Source organism: Acidovorax sp. LjRoot129 (assembly GCF_964253765.1).
Taxonomy (GTDB): Bacteria; Pseudomonadota; Gammaproteobacteria; order Burkholderiales; family Burkholderiaceae_C; genus Acidovorax.
This window is the reverse complement of the sequence record NZ_CAXUSE020000001.1, coordinates 1,373,537-1,390,928: the sequence shown is the minus strand read 5'-3', so window position 1 is coordinate 1,390,928 and position 17,392 is coordinate 1,373,537. Positions and strand designations below refer to the sequence as shown.

Genomic DNA, 17,392 nt, shown 5'->3' with positions numbered 1-17,392 from the left:
CGTTCCTGGGCATATCTACACCCGCCCCACGCCCCACACGCGCCCGCGCACCCACAACTACGAGCAGAAGCCGCCTATGTGGTGGGCGCGGGCACCGAGTGCAGCAGCACCGGGTTGTTGCCATTCGCGTCCACCCCCTCGATCTGCACGCCAAAGCCCCACAGGCGCGCCACATGCCGCAGCACTTCCTGTGTGTCGTCGCCCAGTGGGCGGCTCTGGTACTGCGTGTGGCGCAGGGTCAGGCTGCGGTCGCCGCGCAGGTTCACGTTCCACACCTGGATGTTGGGTTCGCGCGTGCCCAGGTCGTACTGCTGCGACAGGATCTGGCGCAGGTTTCGGTAGCCGTTCTCGTCGTGGATCTCGCTGACCACCAGCTCGCTCTGGCGCGTGTCGTCGTGCAGGGCGAACAGGCGCATCTCGCGCATCAAGTGCGGGCTGAGGTACTGGCTGATAAAGCTCTCGTCCTTGAAGTTGCGCATGGCATGGTCCAGCGCGGGCAGCCAGGGTGTGCCCGCAAGGTCTGGGAACCACAGCCGGTCTTCATCGGTGGGGTTCTGGCAGATGCGCTGGATGTCGCGGTACATGCCAAAGCCCAGCGCGTAGGGGTTGATGCCGCTGTAGGCGCGGTGCCCCACGGGCGGCTGAAAGATCACGTTGGTGTGCGAGCCCAGCCACTCGATCATCACCCCGTCGCTCAGGTGGCCCTCGTCGTACAGGGTGGTGAGCAAGGTGTAGTGCCAGAAGGTGGCCCAGCCCTCGTTCATGACCTGGCTTTGGCGCTGCGGGTAGAAGTACTGCGCGATCTTGCGCACGATGCGCACGATCTCGCGCTGCCAGGGCTCCAGCAGCGGCGCGTTCTTCTCGATGAAGTACAGGATGTTCTCTTGCGGTTCTTGCGGGAAACGGTTGTTCTCCTGCGCCGCACCGTCCTTGCCCGGGCGCGTGGGCAGCGTGCGCCACAGGTCGTTGACCTGTTGCTGGGCATAGGCCTCGCGCTGTTCGCGCTCCAGCCGCTCGCGCGCCAGGGGCTTCTTGGAGGGACGCCGGTAACGGTCCACGCCAAAGTTGGACAGCGCATGGCACGAGTCCATGAGCTGCTCCACCTCGCCGAAGCCGTAGCGCTCTTCGCACTGGGCCACGTAGTCCTTGGCATACACCAGGTAATCGATGATGGACGACGCATCCGTCCACATCCGAAACAGGTAGTTGCCCTTGAAGAAGCTGTTGTGCCCGTAGGCCGCATGGGCAATCACCAGCGCCTGCATGGCGGTGGTGTTCTCCTCCATCAGGTAGCTGATGCAGGGGTCGGAGTTGATGACGATCTCGTACGCCAGGCCCATGTGCCCGCGCCGGTAGCGCCGCTCGGTGGCCAGGAACTCCTTGCCGTAGCTCCAGTGGCGGTAGTTCACCGGCATGCCCACGCTGGAGTAGGCGTCCATCATCTGCTCGGCAGTGATGACCTCGAGCTGGTTGGGGTAGGTATCGAGGCCAAAGCGCTCGGCGGTGGCGGCGATCGCGGCGTGGTAGCGCTCGATCAGCTCGAACGTCCAGTCGCTCGGATCGGGCAGCGGCTGCGCGGGGCGGGCCCCGGCGGGCAGCGGCTGCGCAGGCACGCCACGGTGGCGGCGCTCGCCGACGGCGGCCGCCTTCCAGGGGTTGTCGCGCAGGCGGCGCTCCAGCACCGGGTACTGAATCATGTTGTTCATGCCTGGACCCCTTCTTTCTTGAAGAGGTCGCGGAACACGGGATAGATATCGCTGGCCTGGGACACCTTGCGCATGGCGAAGTGGCCAAACTGCGACTGCAGCTGGCTGTATTCCTCCCACAGGTTCTGCTCCTCCTCGGCCACCTGCACATAGGCAAAGTAGCGCACCAGCGGCAGGATCTTGTCCACCATCAGGCTGCGGCAATTGGCGCTGTCGTTGCTGAAGTTGTCGCCATCGCTGGCCTGGGCCACGTAGATGTTCCAGTCCCCGGAGGGATAACGCGCGCGGACGATCTGGTCGAGCAGTACCAGCGCGCTGCTGACCACCGTGCCCCCGCTTTCGGTGGAGTGAAAAAACTGCTCCTCGCTCACCTCGGCAGCCTGGGTGTGGTGGCGGATGAAGACGATGTCGATCTTCTCGTAGTGCCGCGTGAGGAACAGGTACAGCAGGATGAAAAAGCGCTTGGCCAGGTCCTTGCGCCCCTCGTCCATGGAGCCCGAGACATCCATCAGGCAAAACATCACCGCCTGGCTGTTGGGTACCGGCACGGGCGTGCGCGCCCGAAAACGCAGGTCGATGGGGTCGAGGTACGGCACCCGGCCGATGCGCTCCTTGAGCACGTCGATGCGGCGCTGCAGTTCGGCCACCACCTCGCTGGTGCCGTCATCCTCTGCCAGCAGGGCGTCGAGCTCTTGTTGCAGCAGCAGTTGCTCGCGGTGTGGTGCCTTGCCCAGCGCGATGCGCCGCCCCAGCGCCCCGCGCATGGTGCGCAGCACTGCCAGGTTGTTGGGAATGCCGTACTGGCTATAGCCGGCGCGGCGCGACTTCCACTGCGGGTTCTCGCCAATGTGCGTGCGCAGCAGGTGCGGCAGCGCCAGGTCCTCGAAGAAGAGCTGCATGAACTCTTCCTTGGTCAGCGTGAAGGTGAAGTCGTCCTCCCCTTCCCCGCTGTCGCTGGCCTGCGATCCGCTGCCGCTGCCGCCCTTGGGCCGCTGGATGCGGTCGCCGCGCACATGCTCCGCATTGCCGGGGTGCACCACGTCGCGGATGCCGCCCTGGCCGTGGTGGAACACCGGCTCGCCGATGTCCTTGCGGGGGATGGTGACGCTGCCGGCCTGTTCGATGTCGCGGATGTCGCGCTGCGAAACCGCACGGCGCACGCTGTCTGCGATCTGCTCCTTGAAGCGTCGCAAAAAGCGTTCGCGGTTGCCCACCGACTTGTTCTTGCCTGCGAGCCTGCGGTCGATGATTTGCAATGCCATCCCTTGCCCCCATCATGGGCCAGCGCTCCCGCGGGACACGCTGGCAATCCGGTCGATCAACTGCTTTTTCTGACGCGCAGATACCACTCGCACAACAACCGCACCTGCTTGGGCGTGTAGCCCTTGGCCACCATGCGCGTGACGAAGTCCTCGTGCTTGCGCGCCTCCTCGGCACTGCCCTTGGCGTTGAAGCTGATGACGGGCAGCAGCTCTTCGGTGTTGGAGAACATCTTCTTCTCGATCACCAGGCGCAGCTTCTCGTAGCTGGTCCAGCTCGGGTTGTTGCCCTGGTTGTTGGCGCGCGCGCGCAGCACGAAGTTGACGATCTCGTTGCGGAAATCCTTGGGGTTGGCAATGCCCGCGGGTTTTTCGATCTTCTCCAGCTCGGCATTGAGCGCACTGCGGTCGAACACCTCGCCGGTATCGGTGTCGCGGTACTCGTTGTCCTGGATCCAGTAGTCGGCGTAGGTGACGTAGCGGTCGAAGATGTTCTGCCCGTACTCGCTGTAGCTCTCCAGGTAGGCTGTCTGGATCTCCTTGCCGATGAACTCGGCATAACGCGGCGAGAGGAACTCCTTGATGTAGCTGGTGTACTTGGTTTCCAGCTCGGCGGGAAACTGCTCGCGCTCGATCTGTTTCTCGAGCACGTACATCAGGTGCACCGGGTTGGCCGCCAGCTCGGCACTGTCGAAGTTGAACACCTTGGACAGGATCTTGAACGCAAAGCGCGTGGAGATGCCCGTCATGCCCTCGTCCACACCGGCATAGTCGCGGTACTCCTGGTAGCTCTTGGCGCGCGGGTCGGTGTCCTTCAGGCTCTCGCCGTCGTACACCTGCATCTTGCTGAAGATGCTGGAGTTCTCGGGCTCCTTCAGACGGGTGAGGATGGCGAACTGCGACATCATCTTGAGCGTGCCCGGCGCACACACGGCGTTGCCCAGCGAGGATTCGCGTATCAGCTTGTCGTAGATGCGGATCTCCTCGCTCACGCGCAGGCAGTAAGGCACCTTGACGATGTAGATGCGGTCCAGGAAGGCCTCGTTGTTCTTGTTGTTGCGAAAGGCTTTCCACTCGCTCTCGTTGCTGTGGGCCAGCACCACGCCGTCGAACGGGATGGCGCCAAAACCTTCGGTGCCCTTGTAGTTGCTCTCCTGCGTGGCCGTCAGCAGCGGGTGCAGCACCTTGATGGGCGCCTTGAACATCTCCACAAATTCCAGCAGCCCCTGGTTGGCCAGGCACAGGCCGCCGCTGTAGCTGTAGGCGTCGGTGTCGTCCTGCGCAAAGGTCTCGAGCTTGCGGATGTCCACCTTGCCCACCAGGCTCGAGATATCCTGGTTGTTCTCGTCGCCCGGCTCGGTCTTGGCGATGCCCACCTGCTTCAAGATGCTGGGATAGCGCTTGACGACCTTGAACTGCCGGATGTCGCCGCCGAACTCCTCCAGCCGCTTGACCGCCCAGGGCGAGAGCACACGCTGCAGGTAGCGCCGGGGAATGCCGAACTGCTCTTCGAGCAGCGCGCCGTCCTCCACCGCATCGAACAAGCCCAGCGGCGATTCGTTGACCGGCGAGCCCTTGAGCGCATAGAACGGCACCTTCTGCATCAGGTACTTGAGCCGCTCGGCGATCGAGCTCTTGCCGCCGCCCACGGGGCCCAGCAGGTAGAGAATCTGCTTGCGCTCCTCCAGCCCCTGTGCAGCATGGCGAAAGAAGCTCACCACCTGCTCGATGGCGTCCTCCATGCCGTAAAACTCGGCAAACGCGGGATAGCGCTTGATCACCTTGTTGGCAAAGATGCGCGACAGGCGCGGATCGTTGCGCGTGTCCACCATCTCGGGCTCGCCAATGGCCGCCAGCATGCGCTGGGCGGCCGCGGCGTAGACCATGGGATCGCGCTTGCATTCCGCGAGGTACTCGTCGATCGACATTTCCTCTTCGCGGCTACGGGCGTAACGCGCGGCGAAACTGCTGATGGCATCCATAGGACCTCCTGGTGTGGCACTCCTGGCGGGCTCAGGACATGCCACGGTGTTGCAGTGGGAATCGCTAACGGCTCATCTCTTTGTAGCACCACGGTCCACCCTTGAACAGGGTATTAGTGTGCGCATCAGGTGCTTTTTACAACCATGCCCGCACACGGATAGAGCGTGGCACACTGCATAAAGTTCTGCCGCACTCGCCGGATGCCGGCAGGTGGCGGATTCACACATCCCTGGGGGCGCAGGACCGGTCATCCAGCACTTGCTGTCAGCCGTTGAGAGTGTTTACAGCGAGCTTGCGCTGGAGCCATCGCCCCGGTACAGCCAGGGCACATCCAGCAGGCGCTCGCCCAGCCAACGCAACGAAAGATCACGCCCCCAGCGCACAGGCCCCATCGCATGGAAGATGCGGCCATTGCGCACTGCACGGGCCTGCACGCGGGCATTGCGCTGCCAGCGGTTGAGGGCATAGCGACGCAGGCGCAGCGGCACTTCCAGGTCATGCATCGACAAGGCGCGCTGCAGCTCGGCCGCATCCTCGATGGCCATGCCCGCCCCCTGGGCCAGATAGGGGCGCATGGGGTGCGCGGCATCACCCAGCAACCCCACCAGGCCCCGCGCCATCTCGTCGGCACTGCGCACCGGCGGGCGGTCGCACAGCGGCCACAGGCGCCAGCCAGCAAGGGCATGGTCGCCAACGCTGCGCACCACATCCTGCAGCGCCGCGCATGTGCCTTTCAGTGCGTGGTCCAGGCCCGCGGCATGGGCGGCGTGGTCCCAGCTTTCCAGGTCCTGCGGTGCGAGCCCCTGCACGATGACAACGATGTTCTGCAGCTCGCCCCGGCGCACGGGGTACTGCACGGCATGCAGGCGCGGGCCGAGCCAGGCCGTGATCTGGCCGGTGCGCAGCACCTCGGGCAGCGCGTGCTGTGGCACCAGCGCGCGGTAGGCCAGGTGCCCAGTCACGCGCGGGGGCGACGCACCCCCACTGCCCGCCAGCAGCTGCGTGCGGGTGCGGCTCCACAGTCCGTCGGCGCCGATCAACGCGTCGCCCTCCACCTCCTTGCCACGGCTGGTGCGCACCGTCACCACACTGCCGTCGTCGGCAAAGCTGTCAATGGCGTGATCAAGGTGCAGTTGCGTGTCGGTGTATTTCGTCAGGGCCGACAACAGCAGGCCATGCAGGTCGGCGCGGTGGATGGTGGCGTAGGCCGCGCCATAGCGCTCGACCGCGGCGGCGCCCAGCGGCAGCACGGCCAGCTCGCGGCCGCTGACAGCATTGCGCACCTGCAGCCGGCTGGGAAAGGCCGCCACAGCCTGCAGCGGCTGCTGCAGGCCCCAGGCCTGCAAGCGGCGCACCACATTGGGCCCAATCTGCACGCCAGCACCCACTTCGCTGAAGGCACTGGCGCGCTCGTACAGCCGCACATCCCAGCCCGCACGCGATGCGCCCAGCGCCGCCGCCAGGCCGCCAATGCCGCCGCCGGCAACCAGTACCTGTTTTTTCATTGCGATGCGGCCGTGGGGCAAAAATCAGCGCTACTAGCGCTATCAGCGCGCAATAGCCACACGGTGTGGACGCGAAGAGCCGGGGTGCGATCAGTCATGCGGCGATTGTGCCGCGGGGTCTGCGCCGCTCTTTGCCTTGTCGCAGGCATGGACCAGACGCACCCGCTCACAACGCGGGCCGCAGCGCACGCTCGAGCACCTCGGGCGGCATGGGGCGGCCAAACAGAAACCCCTGGAACGCCTGGCAGCCGTGGCGCTGCAAGAATTCGAGTTGCCCTGTGGTCTCTACACCCTCAGCCACCACGGCAAGGTCCAGGCTGTGCGCCAGCGCAAGGATGGTGCGCACGATGGCGGCGTCGTTGGGGTCGGTCTGCAGGTCACGCACAAAACCCTGGTCGATTTTGATCTGGTCGAGCGGCAGGCGCTTGAGGTATGAGAGCGACGAATAGCCCGTGCCGAAATCGTCGAGCGAGAAACCCACCCCGTAGCGCCGCAGGTACTCCATGCGCGCGATGACGTCCTCCACGTCGGCCAGCAGCAGGCTCTCGGTCAGCTCCAGTTTGAGCCGTTCGGGGTTGGCGCCCGTCTTGTGCACGATGCCCAGCAGTTGCTCCACAAAATCGGGCTGGCGGAACTGCCGCACGCTCACGTTCACCGACAGGAAGAACTGGCGCGTGAGCGAACTGCGCGACCAGGCCACCAGCTGCGCACAGGCGGCTTCGAGCACCCAGTGCCCCAGGGGCAGGATGAGCCCCGTCTGCTCGGCCAGCGGGATGAATTCGACGGGCGACACCAGCCCGCGGCGCGGGTGATTCCAGCGCACAAGGGCCTCGGCTCCCAGCAGCCGGCCCTTGCCGTCCACGATGGGCTGGTAGTACAGCACCAGTTCCTTTTCCTGCAAGCCCCGGCGCAAGTCGGCCTCCATTGCCGCGCGGTTGCTCACGGCGGCCTGCATGTCGGGGTCAAAAAAACGCTGCGTATTTCGCCCGGCCGCCTTGGCCTGGTACATGGCCAGGTCCGCGTGCTTGAGCAGTTCGTCCACGCTGCCAGTCTGCTGGCCAAAGAGCGCAATGCCGATGCTGGGCGTGCTGTGGTGGCTCGTTTCGCCCAGCGCATAGGGCTTGCCCAGCGTCGTGGCAATGTGGCTGGCCACCAGTGCGGCCTCGGCGCTGGCGTGCGGCCCGTCGGCGCTCAGGCCCTCCAGCAGCACCACAAACTCGTCGCCGCCAAAACGCGACACCGTGTCAGCCTCGCGCACGCAGGTCTGCAGGCGCTGGGCCACCTGCACCAGCAACTGGTCGCCCGTGTCGTGGCCCAGGGTGTCGTTCAGGTCCTTGAAGTTGTCGAGGTCGATGAACAGCAGCGCGCCCTGCGCCCCCCCCGAGCGCCCTACCGCCGCCATGGCGCGCTGCAGGCGGTCGACCAGCATGCGGCGGTTGGGCAGGCCGGTGAGCACGTCGTAGAACGCCAGGCGCTCGATCTGGCTTTCGACCTCCTTGCGCTCGGTGATGTCGCGGCCCACCCCGCGGTAGCCCCAGAGCGCACCTTGGGCGTCGAACACCGGCACGCCGCTGACCGAGATCCAGTGCATGCTGCCATCGGGCCGGCGGCGCTGCAGTTCCAGGTCGCGAAACGGCTGGCGCGCCTGCAGCACCGCGCGGTGCGCGGCCCAGTCGGCCTCGGTCATGTTGAGCGCGCCGATCTCCCAGCGCGTGCGGCCCATCACGGTCGTCAGCGGAATGCCGTTGACGCTCAGGTCGCCCGCGAGCTGCACAAAACGGCCTTCGGTGTCGTGCTCCCAGTACCAGTCGGACGACAGATCGGAGAGCGAGCGGAAACGCGCCTCGCTCTCGCGCAGCTCGTTTTCCACGCGCACATAGTCGCTCACATCGGCAAAGGTGCGCACCAGGCCGCCGTCGGGCAGGTCGGTGGTGCGCACTTCAAACGTGCGGCCGTCGCGCGTGGTGCGCCAGTAGACCTCCGGGGCCCTGGCCAGCCCGCCGCCGGCCACATAAGCATGCCCACGCCGGTCGACCAGGCTGTGGCTCTCACCGAAGTCCCCGCGCTCGGCCTGGATGCGGGTGAGCTCAGACAGTGACGGCCGCGCGGCCATCAGCGATTCGGGCAGGTCCAGCAACTCGAGCACGCGCTGGTTGTAGACGGTGATCGTCCCGTCCGGTGCGGTCTTGAAGATGCCCTGGCTCATGCTCGCCAGCGTCACCTGCAGCGTGGCGCGCTGCCCCTGCAGCAGGGTCAGCGCCTCCTGCCAGATGCGCGCATCCACCATGCGCACGTGCTGGCCTTGTCCCTGCGTGCGCTGCAGCAGGGCGGCCAGCCGGTGCATCAGCTCGCCCAGGTGCGCCACGCCGTCGACATCGCGCACCATGTAGTCGCCCAGGCCGCAGCGAAACGCGCGCGCGGCCAGGGCTTCCTGGTGGGCGTCGATGCACATCAGCACGGGGCGGGCAGCGCACAGCTCCAGCACCCCCGGCAAGTCCGTCACCGACGGCTTGAGGCACAGCACCACGGCATCCCACGCATGCGAGGCCAGCGGTGCTTTGGCCGTATCCGGCGTGGGACTGTTCACCACGCGCCAGTCGGGGTGGTCGGTGCCGATCATGCGCCGAGCCAGCGCAGCGTGCTGCGTGTCGCTGTCCACCCACAGGATGCCCGGCGCGCTCATGGCGCAGCCCCTGGATCGAAAGCGTCTGAGGCAACGGGCACGGCATGCCCAGGCAGCGCCAGCTGGTGCTCGCGCGCAAACACGTCGATGGGCACCGGCCGCCCAAACAAATACCCCTGAAACCCCTCACACCCATGCAGCCTCAAGAAACCCAGCTGCCCCGTCGTCTCGACCCCCTCGGCCACCACCTCCAGGTCCAGGCTTTTGGCCAGCGCCAGGATGGTGCGCACGATCGCCGCGTCGTTGGGGTCACTCAGCACGTCGCGCACGAAGCTCTGGTCGATCTTGACCTGGTCCAGGGGCAGCCGCTTGAGGTAGGACAGGGAGGAGTAGCCGGTGCCAAAGTCATCGAGGGCAAAGCCCACGCCTTCGCTCTTGAGCTGCACCATGCGGGCGATGGTGTCTTCGATGTCCCCCAGCAGCAGGCTTTCGGTGAGTTCGAGCTTGAGTTTTTTAGGGTCTGCCTGGTGGTTTTGCAGGGTCTGCAGCACTTCGGCCACGAAGCCGCTCTGGCGGAACTGGCGGGCGCTGACGTTCACGGAGATGGACAGGTGGGCGGTTTCGGGATGCTGGCTCCAGCGCTGCAGTTGTTCGCAGGCGGTCTGCAGTACGTATTGGCCCAGGGGGAGGATGAGGCCGGTCTGCTCGGCCAGGGGGATGAAGTCGCCGGGGCTGATCATGCCGCGCTGGGGGTGGCGCCAGCGCACCAGGGCTTCGGCGCCCAGCAGAGTGGCCTGGTGGTCGACCACGGGCTGGTAGTGCACGAGGAGTTCCCCCCGGGCGAGACCTTGGCGCAGGTCGGCTTCCAGGTTGGAGCGGGCGTTGACGGCCGCTTGCATGTCCGGGTCGAAGAAGCGCTGGGTGTTGCGCCCTGCGGCCTTGGCCTGGTACATGGCCAGGTCGGCCCGTTTCAAGAGTTCGTCCACTGACAGGCGTTCATCCCCAAAGAGGGTGATGCCGATGCTGGGGGTGCTGTAGTGCTGGGCTCCATCGAGCTCGAAGGGCAGGTTCAGGCTGGCCAGGAGTTTCTCGGCCACGGTCTCGGCCTGGGTGGCGGCTTCGGGCAGGTCCGGGGCCAGGGCTTCGAGCATGACGACGAATTCGTCGCCGCCAAAGCGGGCCACGGTGTCGGCTTCGCGCACGCTGCCCACCAGGCGGGTGGCGACCTGGGCCAATAGCTGGTCGCCCATGTCGTGGCCCAGGGTGTCGTTGAGGTCCTTGAAGTTGTCGAGGTCGATGAACAGCAGGGCCCCGAGGTTACGGGTGCGCTGGCAGGCGGCGATGGAGCGCTGCAGGCGATCGAGCAGCAGGCGGCGGTTGGGCAGGCCCGTGAGGGCGTCGAAGAAGGCCAGGCGCTCGATTTCTTGCTCTGCGCGCTTGCGGTCTGTGATGTCGCGGCACACGCCCAGCACGCCGGTCACGCGGCCGGTCAGGTCGCGGATGGGCGTCTTGATGGTCTCGAACTGGCCCTGGTAGCCGTCCTCGGCAAAGGTGAGCGTTTCTTCATACACCAGCGGCTGCCAGGCCTGCATGGCGCGCTGGTCGTACTTGCGAAAGCTTTCGGCCTCCGCAGGCGCCACCAGATCAAAGTCGTTGCAGCCTACGATCTGCCGCTCCGGCCGGCCGGCAAAACGCTCGAACACCGGATTGACGGAGAGATAGACGCCGTCGGCATCCTTGAGGAACACCATGTCGGGCATCGCATTGACCACGCGGGCCAGGTGCGCCTTCTGGTGCGCCAGTTCCTGCTCGATGCGCTTGAGCTCCGTGAGGTCGTAGGCAAAAAGCACCACGGCGGGCACGCCCTGCTCGGTCACGGTCTCGGGCGCGATGGTGGTGTGGCGGCACTGCGTGCCGTCGGGGCCGGCGATGTGGTTCTCGAACACCGAGGTTTCGCCGGCAAACGCCTTGTCGAAGTGCGGCTGCATGCGCGCCATGAGATCCGGGCCCACCACATCCTGGAGCAGCTGGCCCTGCAGCTGCGAAGGCTCAGTGCGCAGCCAGCGGGCCTGCTGCTCGTTGACGTACAGCACGCGCAGGTCGCGGTCCAGGCGCGCCACGCCGCCGGGCACCTGGCGCAGCACGTTGGCCATCAGGGCCTCGTGCGCGTGGGTGGCTTGCTCGGCGAGGTGGTGGGCGGTGATATCGGTCTGCACGCCGTCCCACATCACGCGGCCGTCGTCCAGCAGGCGGGGCGATGCGCTCAGGTGCATCCACCGCAACTGGCCGTCGGCCCGGCGCACGCGGAACACGGCCTCCATGCTGGTCATGGTGAAGAAAGAGGCCCGCTCCATCTCCAGCAGCTTGGCGCGGTCTTCTTCGAGGATCTGCCGGTACACCACCCAGGGGTCGCGCACCACGTCCTCCGCCCGCACCCCGTGCAGGCGCTCGACCGCCTCGCCGATGTGCGCAAAATGCGTGCGGCCGTCGAGCTCGCGCACCACCTGGAACAGCATGCTGTGCGGCAGGTTGCGCCCCAGCAGCGACAGGCGGCCCTCGCTCTCGCGCAGGCGCCGCTCGGCCTCTTGCACGCGCGCAAACGGCAACCGGATGCCCGCGTTGAACACCGCCTGGTACAGCAGCGCATAGGCCACGATCCGCAAACCGTGGGCGAGCGGCCCGCCCACGGGCGAGTGCCCGCCGAGCAGGCCCACGGTGAGTTCGCCACCCAAAAATGCCATGGCCGCCCAGGCAAACACGCGGTCGCGCGGCTGTGCGCGGCGCGTGGCGTTGCGGTAGAGCCAAAGCGCCGCCCCGGCCAGCACCACCACCAGCACAAACGCCACCATTTGCCGCAGCGCACCGCCGCGTGCCGCGGCGAACCACGCCGGCAGCGGGCCCATGGCGGACACCACCAGCATCAGCGCCGCCGCACCCGTCACCGCCAGCCAGGCCTTGGGCGGGCCCGGCACCACCAAGTGCGCCGCCGTGAGCAGCAACGCGGCTGTCTCGGCCACCCGCGCCCAGCTGCTGAGCCACAGCGAGATGTGCGCGGTACCGGACGGCATGTGCACCGGTGTGGAATGCGCCAGCACCCCGTGCAGAAAGTTGCACACCGCGGCCACGCCGAAACCCACCACCAGGACGTTGGCCCGCGCCTGCTCGGATCCATCCAGGGTGTGCAGCGACACCGACACCACCAGCAAACCGAGCAGCACCGCCACCAGTTCCATGAAGGGCTCGAGCCCATGCTGCGAGCCCGCACCTTCGCCCAGCATCTGCGCCATGGGCACAATAACGGCCGCCAGCGCGGCCACCACCAGCAGCACCGTCAACGCGGGCGCATCCGCCAGGGGCACGCGGGTGCGCCTCGGGGGAGGATGAGGGTTCGGCGACGGCGGCATGTCGGTGGGTAGGAAGTGGCGGGTGGCCTCCCACTGTTCTACGGAGTTCCGCCTCGCAGCACAAGTGTATCTACGAGTAAGAAACTGGGTTTCGGGGCGCGGATTCAGCCCACACGCCCGACCCTGCGGCCTGCACGTTCAGCGCGCCCTCGTCCGGCCCTGCATTCGCACTGTTGCGCCAACCCACAGCCCGGACGAAGCCCCGCCGTCGTCACGCCTGCAGCAGCTGGCGCAGCACATACGGCAGGATGCCGCCGGCCTGGTAGTAGTCGACCTCGATGGGGGTGTCGATGCGCAGGGTCACGGTCACTTCCTGGCGCGTGCCGTCCGCGCGGCGGATCACCAGCTTCGCGTCGCTCTGCGGCGTGAGGGCCGGGTCAGGCACCACATCAATGGTCTCGCCGCCGGTGAGACCCAGCGTCTCCCACGATTCGCCCGCCTTGAACTGCAGCGGCAGCACGCCCATGCCCACCAGGTTGGAGCGGTGGATGCGCTCAAAGCTGCGCGCCACCACGGCCTTGATGCCCAGGAGCTGCGTGCCCTTGGCCGCCCAGTCGCGGCTGGAGCCCGTGCCGTATTCCTCGCCCGCAAAAATCACGGTGGGCGTGCCCTGCGCGATGTACTGCATGGCGGCGTCGAAGATGAACATCTTCTCGCCCGAGAGCGGCCCCTCGCTCTGGAACACGGTCACGCCGCCCTCCTCGCGCGAGCCATCGGCCGTGGGCGGGATCATGAGGTTCTTGATGCGCACGTTGGCAAACGTGCCGCGCATCATCACGTCGTGGTTGCCGCGCCGCGCGCCGTAGCTGTTGAAGTCCTGCTTCATCACACCGTTGTTCAGCAGCCACTGGCCGGCGGGCGAACTCTCCTTGATGGAGCCAGCAGGCGAGATGTGGTCGGTGGTGATGGAGTCGCCAAACAGCGCCATGATGCGCGCGCCCTCCACGGAAGGATTTTGAGCATCTTTTTGGCTTCCAGCGCTTGATCCACCTGCGCTATTAGCTCCATTTTTGATAGCAAACTGCGCAAAAAACGGCGGCTCGGCAATGTAGGTGCTGGCAGGCCAGGTGTAGGCGTTGCCGCCCACGCCCTTGATCTTCTCCCACAGCTTGCCGGGGTCGGTGGCGACCTTGGCGTAGTTCTCGCGGAAGGCCTTGCCGTTCATCGCGAACTTCATCAGCCGGTGGATCTCGTCGCTGGTAGGCCAGATGTCCCCCAGGTAGATGTCGCGGCCGCCCTTGCCCTGGCCCACAGGCTCGGTCATCAGGTCCTTGAGCACCGTGCCGGCAATCGCGTAGGCCACCACCAGCGGCGGGCTGGCCAAAAAGTTGGCCTTGAGGTTGGGGTGGATGCGCGCCTCGAAATTGCGGTTGCCCGACAGCACGGCCGCGCACACCAGGTCGTTGCGGGTGATCACGTCGTTGAGCTCGGGCGTGAGGTCGCCCGCGTTGCCGATGCAGGTCGTGCAGCCATAGCCCGCCAGCGCAAAGCCCAGCTTTTCGAGGTAGGGCAGCAGGCCGGCTTCTGTGAGGTATTCGGTCACGATGCGCGAGCCGGGCGCGAGCGATGTCTTGATGTGCGGCTTGACCTTGAGCCCCGCCTCCACCGCCTTCTTGGCCAGAAGACCAGCGGCCAGCAGCACGCTGGGGTTGCTGGTGTTGGTGCAGCTCGTGATGGCGGCGATCAGCACGTCGCCGTTGCCCACGGAGAGGTCGCCTGGCTTGCCGCCCAACTGCGCGGGCACCTCGGCGTGCGCAGCGGCCATGGTGGGCTTGTTGTGCTCCATCTCGACCAGGAAACGCGGCCCGCCCGAGGGCGCGGGCTTCTCGGCCGGGGCCACCGGGTCGGCGGGCGCATCCGCCGGACGCACATGGTGGCGTGTATGCAGCAGTTCCGCAGGGCGGTTGAAGCCGTTTTGCGCATTGGGCTTGCTGAACAGGTCGGCAAACTGGCTGCTGACCTTGCCCAACTCGATGCGGTCCTGCGGGCGCTTGGGGCCGGCCAGGCTGGGCGTGACGTCGCCCAGGTTCAGGCGCACCACCTGCGAGTAGTCGATCTCGCCGGCCAGCGGCACACCAAACAGCCCCTGCGCGCGGAAATACGCTTCAAACGCTTCGATCTCCGCCGGAGTGCGGCCCGTGCCCTCGAAGTAGTCGATGGTCTTCTCATCGACCGGAAAGAAGCCCATGGTGGCGCCGTATTCGGGCGCCATGTTGCCGATGGTGGCGCGGTCGGGCAGCGACAGCGTGCGCGTGCCTTCGCCAAAAAATTCGACGAACTTGCCCACCACCTTGTGCTGGCGCAGGATCTCGGTGACGGTAAGCACCAGGTCGGTGGCGGTGACGCCTTCGCGCAGCTGGCCCTTGAGCTCGAAACCCACCACGTCGGGCGTGAGGAAGTACACCGGCTGGCCCAGCATGGCCGCTTCGGCCTCGATGCCGCCCACGCCCCAGCCCACCACGCCGATGCCGTTGATCATGGTCGTGTGGCTGTCGGTGCCGACCAGGGTGTCGGGGTAGTAGACGGGGGGCGCGTCGCCCTTGGTCTTGTGCACGCCGCGCGCCAGGTACTCCAGGTTGACCTGGTGCACGATGCCAAAGCCCGGCGGCACGACGCCAAAGGTGTCAAAGGCCTGCATGCCCCACTTCATGAACTCGTAGCGCTCGCGATTGCGCTGAAATTCGAGCTTCATGTTCAGGTCGAGCGAGTTCTTCTGCCCGTAGTAGTCGACCATGATCGAGTGGTCCACCACCAAATCCACGGGCACCAGCGGCTCGATCTTTTTGGGGTCCTTGCCCAGCCGCACTGCCACGCTGCGCATGGCGGCCAGATCGGCCAGCAGGGGCACGCCGGTGAAATCCTGCAGCACCACGCGCGAGACGACAAAGGGGATTTCGTCCTTGCGCTCAGCGTTGGGCAGCCAGTGCGCAAGCTGCTGCACATGCTCGGCCGTCACCTTGCGGCCATCGCAGTTGCGCAGCACCGATTCGAGCACGATGCGCAGGGACACCGGCAAGCGTTTGATCTGGGGGAACTGCCGCGCGAGCGCGGGCAGGGAGTAGAGCTTGCCCTCCGTACCCGAGGCCGTTCTGAAACTTTTCAGCGTGTCTGCAAAAGCGTGGCGGGGGGGTCGGCTGGGCGACGGCGTGGCTGGCAGCTTGGGCGATGGGGCCATGGCGAACTCCTGTGAAACGCAACGCGCCCATTCTGTCAGCCTCCCATGACGACGCAAACGTGGGGCTATGCGCGCAGCAGCGCCGCCGGCCGCCCGGCCAAGCCCCCCGGGGAGCCACAGCGTGTGGCCGTTCGCCCCCGATTTCGAGAAAAACAGCTGCCAGCGCTTGATTAGCAAGCGCCGGCAGCTATCACTTTTGTAGCAAATTAAACACAAGCTTACGCGGCAGCCCAGGCCGGCAGGCGGCGCACGCCAAACCATTGCAGCTCGGCCAACATGGCCACGGACGCCACATGCACCACCAGGTACGCCTGCCCCAGCAGCGTGGGCGCGAGGGTGGAGCCCAGCAGCAGCACCAGGCTGGCCAGGGCCCACGCAAGGTTGCCCACGATCAGCACCCACAGCCAGCCCCGGGGCATAGGCTCGGACCGGGCGATCGCAATGGCAAGCGCTGCGTAGCCCAGCAGCATCGCGCCAGATGCTTGCAGCAGCCCGACAGGCAACCCCAGCCACACGGCCAGCGGCTCGGTCAGAAGCAGGTGCAGGGCACCCAGCAGAACGCCGGTGGACGCATCAAACCAGACCACAGCGCGCAGGAATCGGGGGGACGACATCAGGTTGAACATGGAAGGCTCCTTGGTGAAGTAAAAACGATGAAGAACAGGCCTGCATCGTTGCCGCCCGGGCGCACCAAGTCGATGACCTGCCAGGTAATGGCCCGCGCGCGCTTTCACCCTAGGATGTGGCCCATGACCTCCTCCGCATCCACCCCATCGCACCGCCCACCGCGCCCCGCCCTGCCGCACCGCCCGGCGCCGGCGGGGCCCGCATCGTTTGGCGACCACCTGCGCACCTGGCGCCAGCAGCGGCACCTGAGCCAGCTGGAGCTGGCGGACGAGGCAGACATCTCCACGCGGCACGTGAGCTTCATGGAAACCGGCCGCACCAACCCCAGCCGCGACATGGTGCTGCGGCTGTGCGAACGCCTGGCCGTGCCGCTGCGCGAACGCAATGCTCTGCTGGTGGCCGCGGGTTATGCCCCCATGTACCGCGAACGCGCGCTGGATGACCCGGCCCTGGCAGCTGCGCGGCAGGCGGTGGAACTGGTGCTCAAGGGCCACGAACCCTGCCCCGCCATTGCGCTGGACCGCTGCTGGAACGTTGTGGCCACCAACCGCGCGGCCCAGGCGCTGTTGGCGGCGCATGTCAATCCCGCTCTGCTCGCACCACCCATCAACGTGTTCCGGCTGAGCCTGCACCCCGAGGGCCTGGCGCCGCGCATTGCCAATCTGGCGCAGTGGCGCGCCCACCTGTTCGAGCGCCTGCGCCAGCAAATCCAGGCCACGGCCGACCCGGCCCTGATCGCGCTGCAGGCGGAGTTGCTGGAATATCCCGCGCCGGCCGAGGCCAACGCACTGGTACTGGCAGGGGAAATGCTGGGCGTGGTAATGCCGTTCTGCTTTGAAAGCGTGCACGGCATGTTGTCACTCATCAGTACCACCACGATATTCGGCACGCCGGTGGATGTGACGCTGCAAGAGCTGGCGGTGGAGTCGTTCTTTCCGGCCGACGAATTCACGGCGCAGGTATTGCGCAAGGTGGCAGAGGAAAACCCCTGAGCGCGAGGGTGACGGGAATACAGCGCTGGGCGACATGATTCATCGCTGGGGCCACAAAACAAATCACCAAATACCCCAGAATGGCCGCGCCAAGGTCGGCCGACACCCTTGGCCAAAC

9 protein-coding genes are annotated in these 17,392 nt (G+C 66.4%); 1 reads left to right on the top strand and 8 read right to left on the bottom strand.

Annotated features, from left to right (window positions below; all coding sequences use genetic code 11):
• Window positions 1-74 precede the first annotated feature (74 nt).
• From ACSQ3Q_RS06415 to ACSQ3Q_RS06380, 8 genes are all read right to left on the bottom strand, one after another.
• The gene (locus ACSQ3Q_RS06415; RefSeq protein ID WP_436133572.1) at window positions 75-1,706 is read right to left on the bottom strand and encodes a SpoVR family protein; all 1,632 of its coding nucleotides are present in this window, start codon (window positions 1,704-1,706) and stop codon (window positions 75-77) included.
• Window positions 1,703-2,968 carry a YeaH/YhbH family protein gene (locus ACSQ3Q_RS06410; protein ID WP_436133571.1) on the bottom strand — a complete coding sequence of 422 codons (1,266 nt, stop codon included), beginning with the start codon at window positions 2,966-2,968 and terminating at the stop codon, window positions 1,703-1,705. Before ACSQ3Q_RS06410 ends, ACSQ3Q_RS06415 begins: the two co-directional genes overlap by 4 nt.
• A gap of 56 nt (window positions 2,969-3,024) precedes the next feature.
• Window positions 3,025-4,947, bottom strand: a complete 1,923-nt coding sequence (locus ACSQ3Q_RS06405) for a PrkA family serine protein kinase (protein WP_436133570.1) — start codon at window positions 4,945-4,947, stop codon at window positions 3,025-3,027.
• Between the two features lie 282 nt (window positions 4,948-5,229).
• Window positions 5,230-6,453, bottom strand: a complete 1,224-nt coding sequence (locus ACSQ3Q_RS06400) for an FAD-dependent monooxygenase (protein ID WP_436133569.1) — start codon at window positions 6,451-6,453, stop codon at window positions 5,230-5,232.
• Window positions 6,454-6,619: 166 nt separating this feature from the next.
• Window positions 6,620-9,136: an EAL domain-containing protein gene (locus ACSQ3Q_RS06395; protein WP_436133568.1), complete on the bottom strand. Its 2,517-nt coding sequence runs from the start codon at window positions 9,134-9,136 to the stop codon at window positions 6,620-6,622.
• Window positions 9,133-12,480, bottom strand: a complete 3,348-nt coding sequence (locus ACSQ3Q_RS06390; RefSeq protein ID WP_436133567.1) for an EAL domain-containing protein — start codon at window positions 12,478-12,480, stop codon at window positions 9,133-9,135. The genes ACSQ3Q_RS06395 and ACSQ3Q_RS06390 overlap by 4 nt, the downstream gene beginning before the upstream one ends.
• Window positions 12,481-12,691: 211 nt before the next feature.
• A complete protein-coding gene (locus tag ACSQ3Q_RS06385; RefSeq protein ID WP_436133566.1) occupies window positions 12,692-15,655 on the bottom strand; it encodes an aconitate hydratase in 2,964 nt (987 codons plus the stop codon).
• Window positions 15,656-15,873: 218 nt separating this feature from the next.
• Complete coding sequence (locus ACSQ3Q_RS06380; RefSeq protein ID WP_436133565.1) at window positions 15,874-16,281, bottom strand: hypothetical protein; 408 nt, start codon at window positions 16,279-16,281, stop codon at window positions 15,874-15,876.
• 123 nt (window positions 16,282-16,404) lie between these two features.
• Between ACSQ3Q_RS06380 and ACSQ3Q_RS06375 the strand changes: the two genes are divergently transcribed.
• Complete coding sequence (locus tag ACSQ3Q_RS06375; protein WP_436133564.1) at window positions 16,405-17,274, top strand: helix-turn-helix domain-containing protein; 870 nt, start codon at window positions 16,405-16,407, stop codon at window positions 17,272-17,274.
• The last annotated feature ends 118 nt before the right edge of the window (window positions 17,275-17,392 follow it).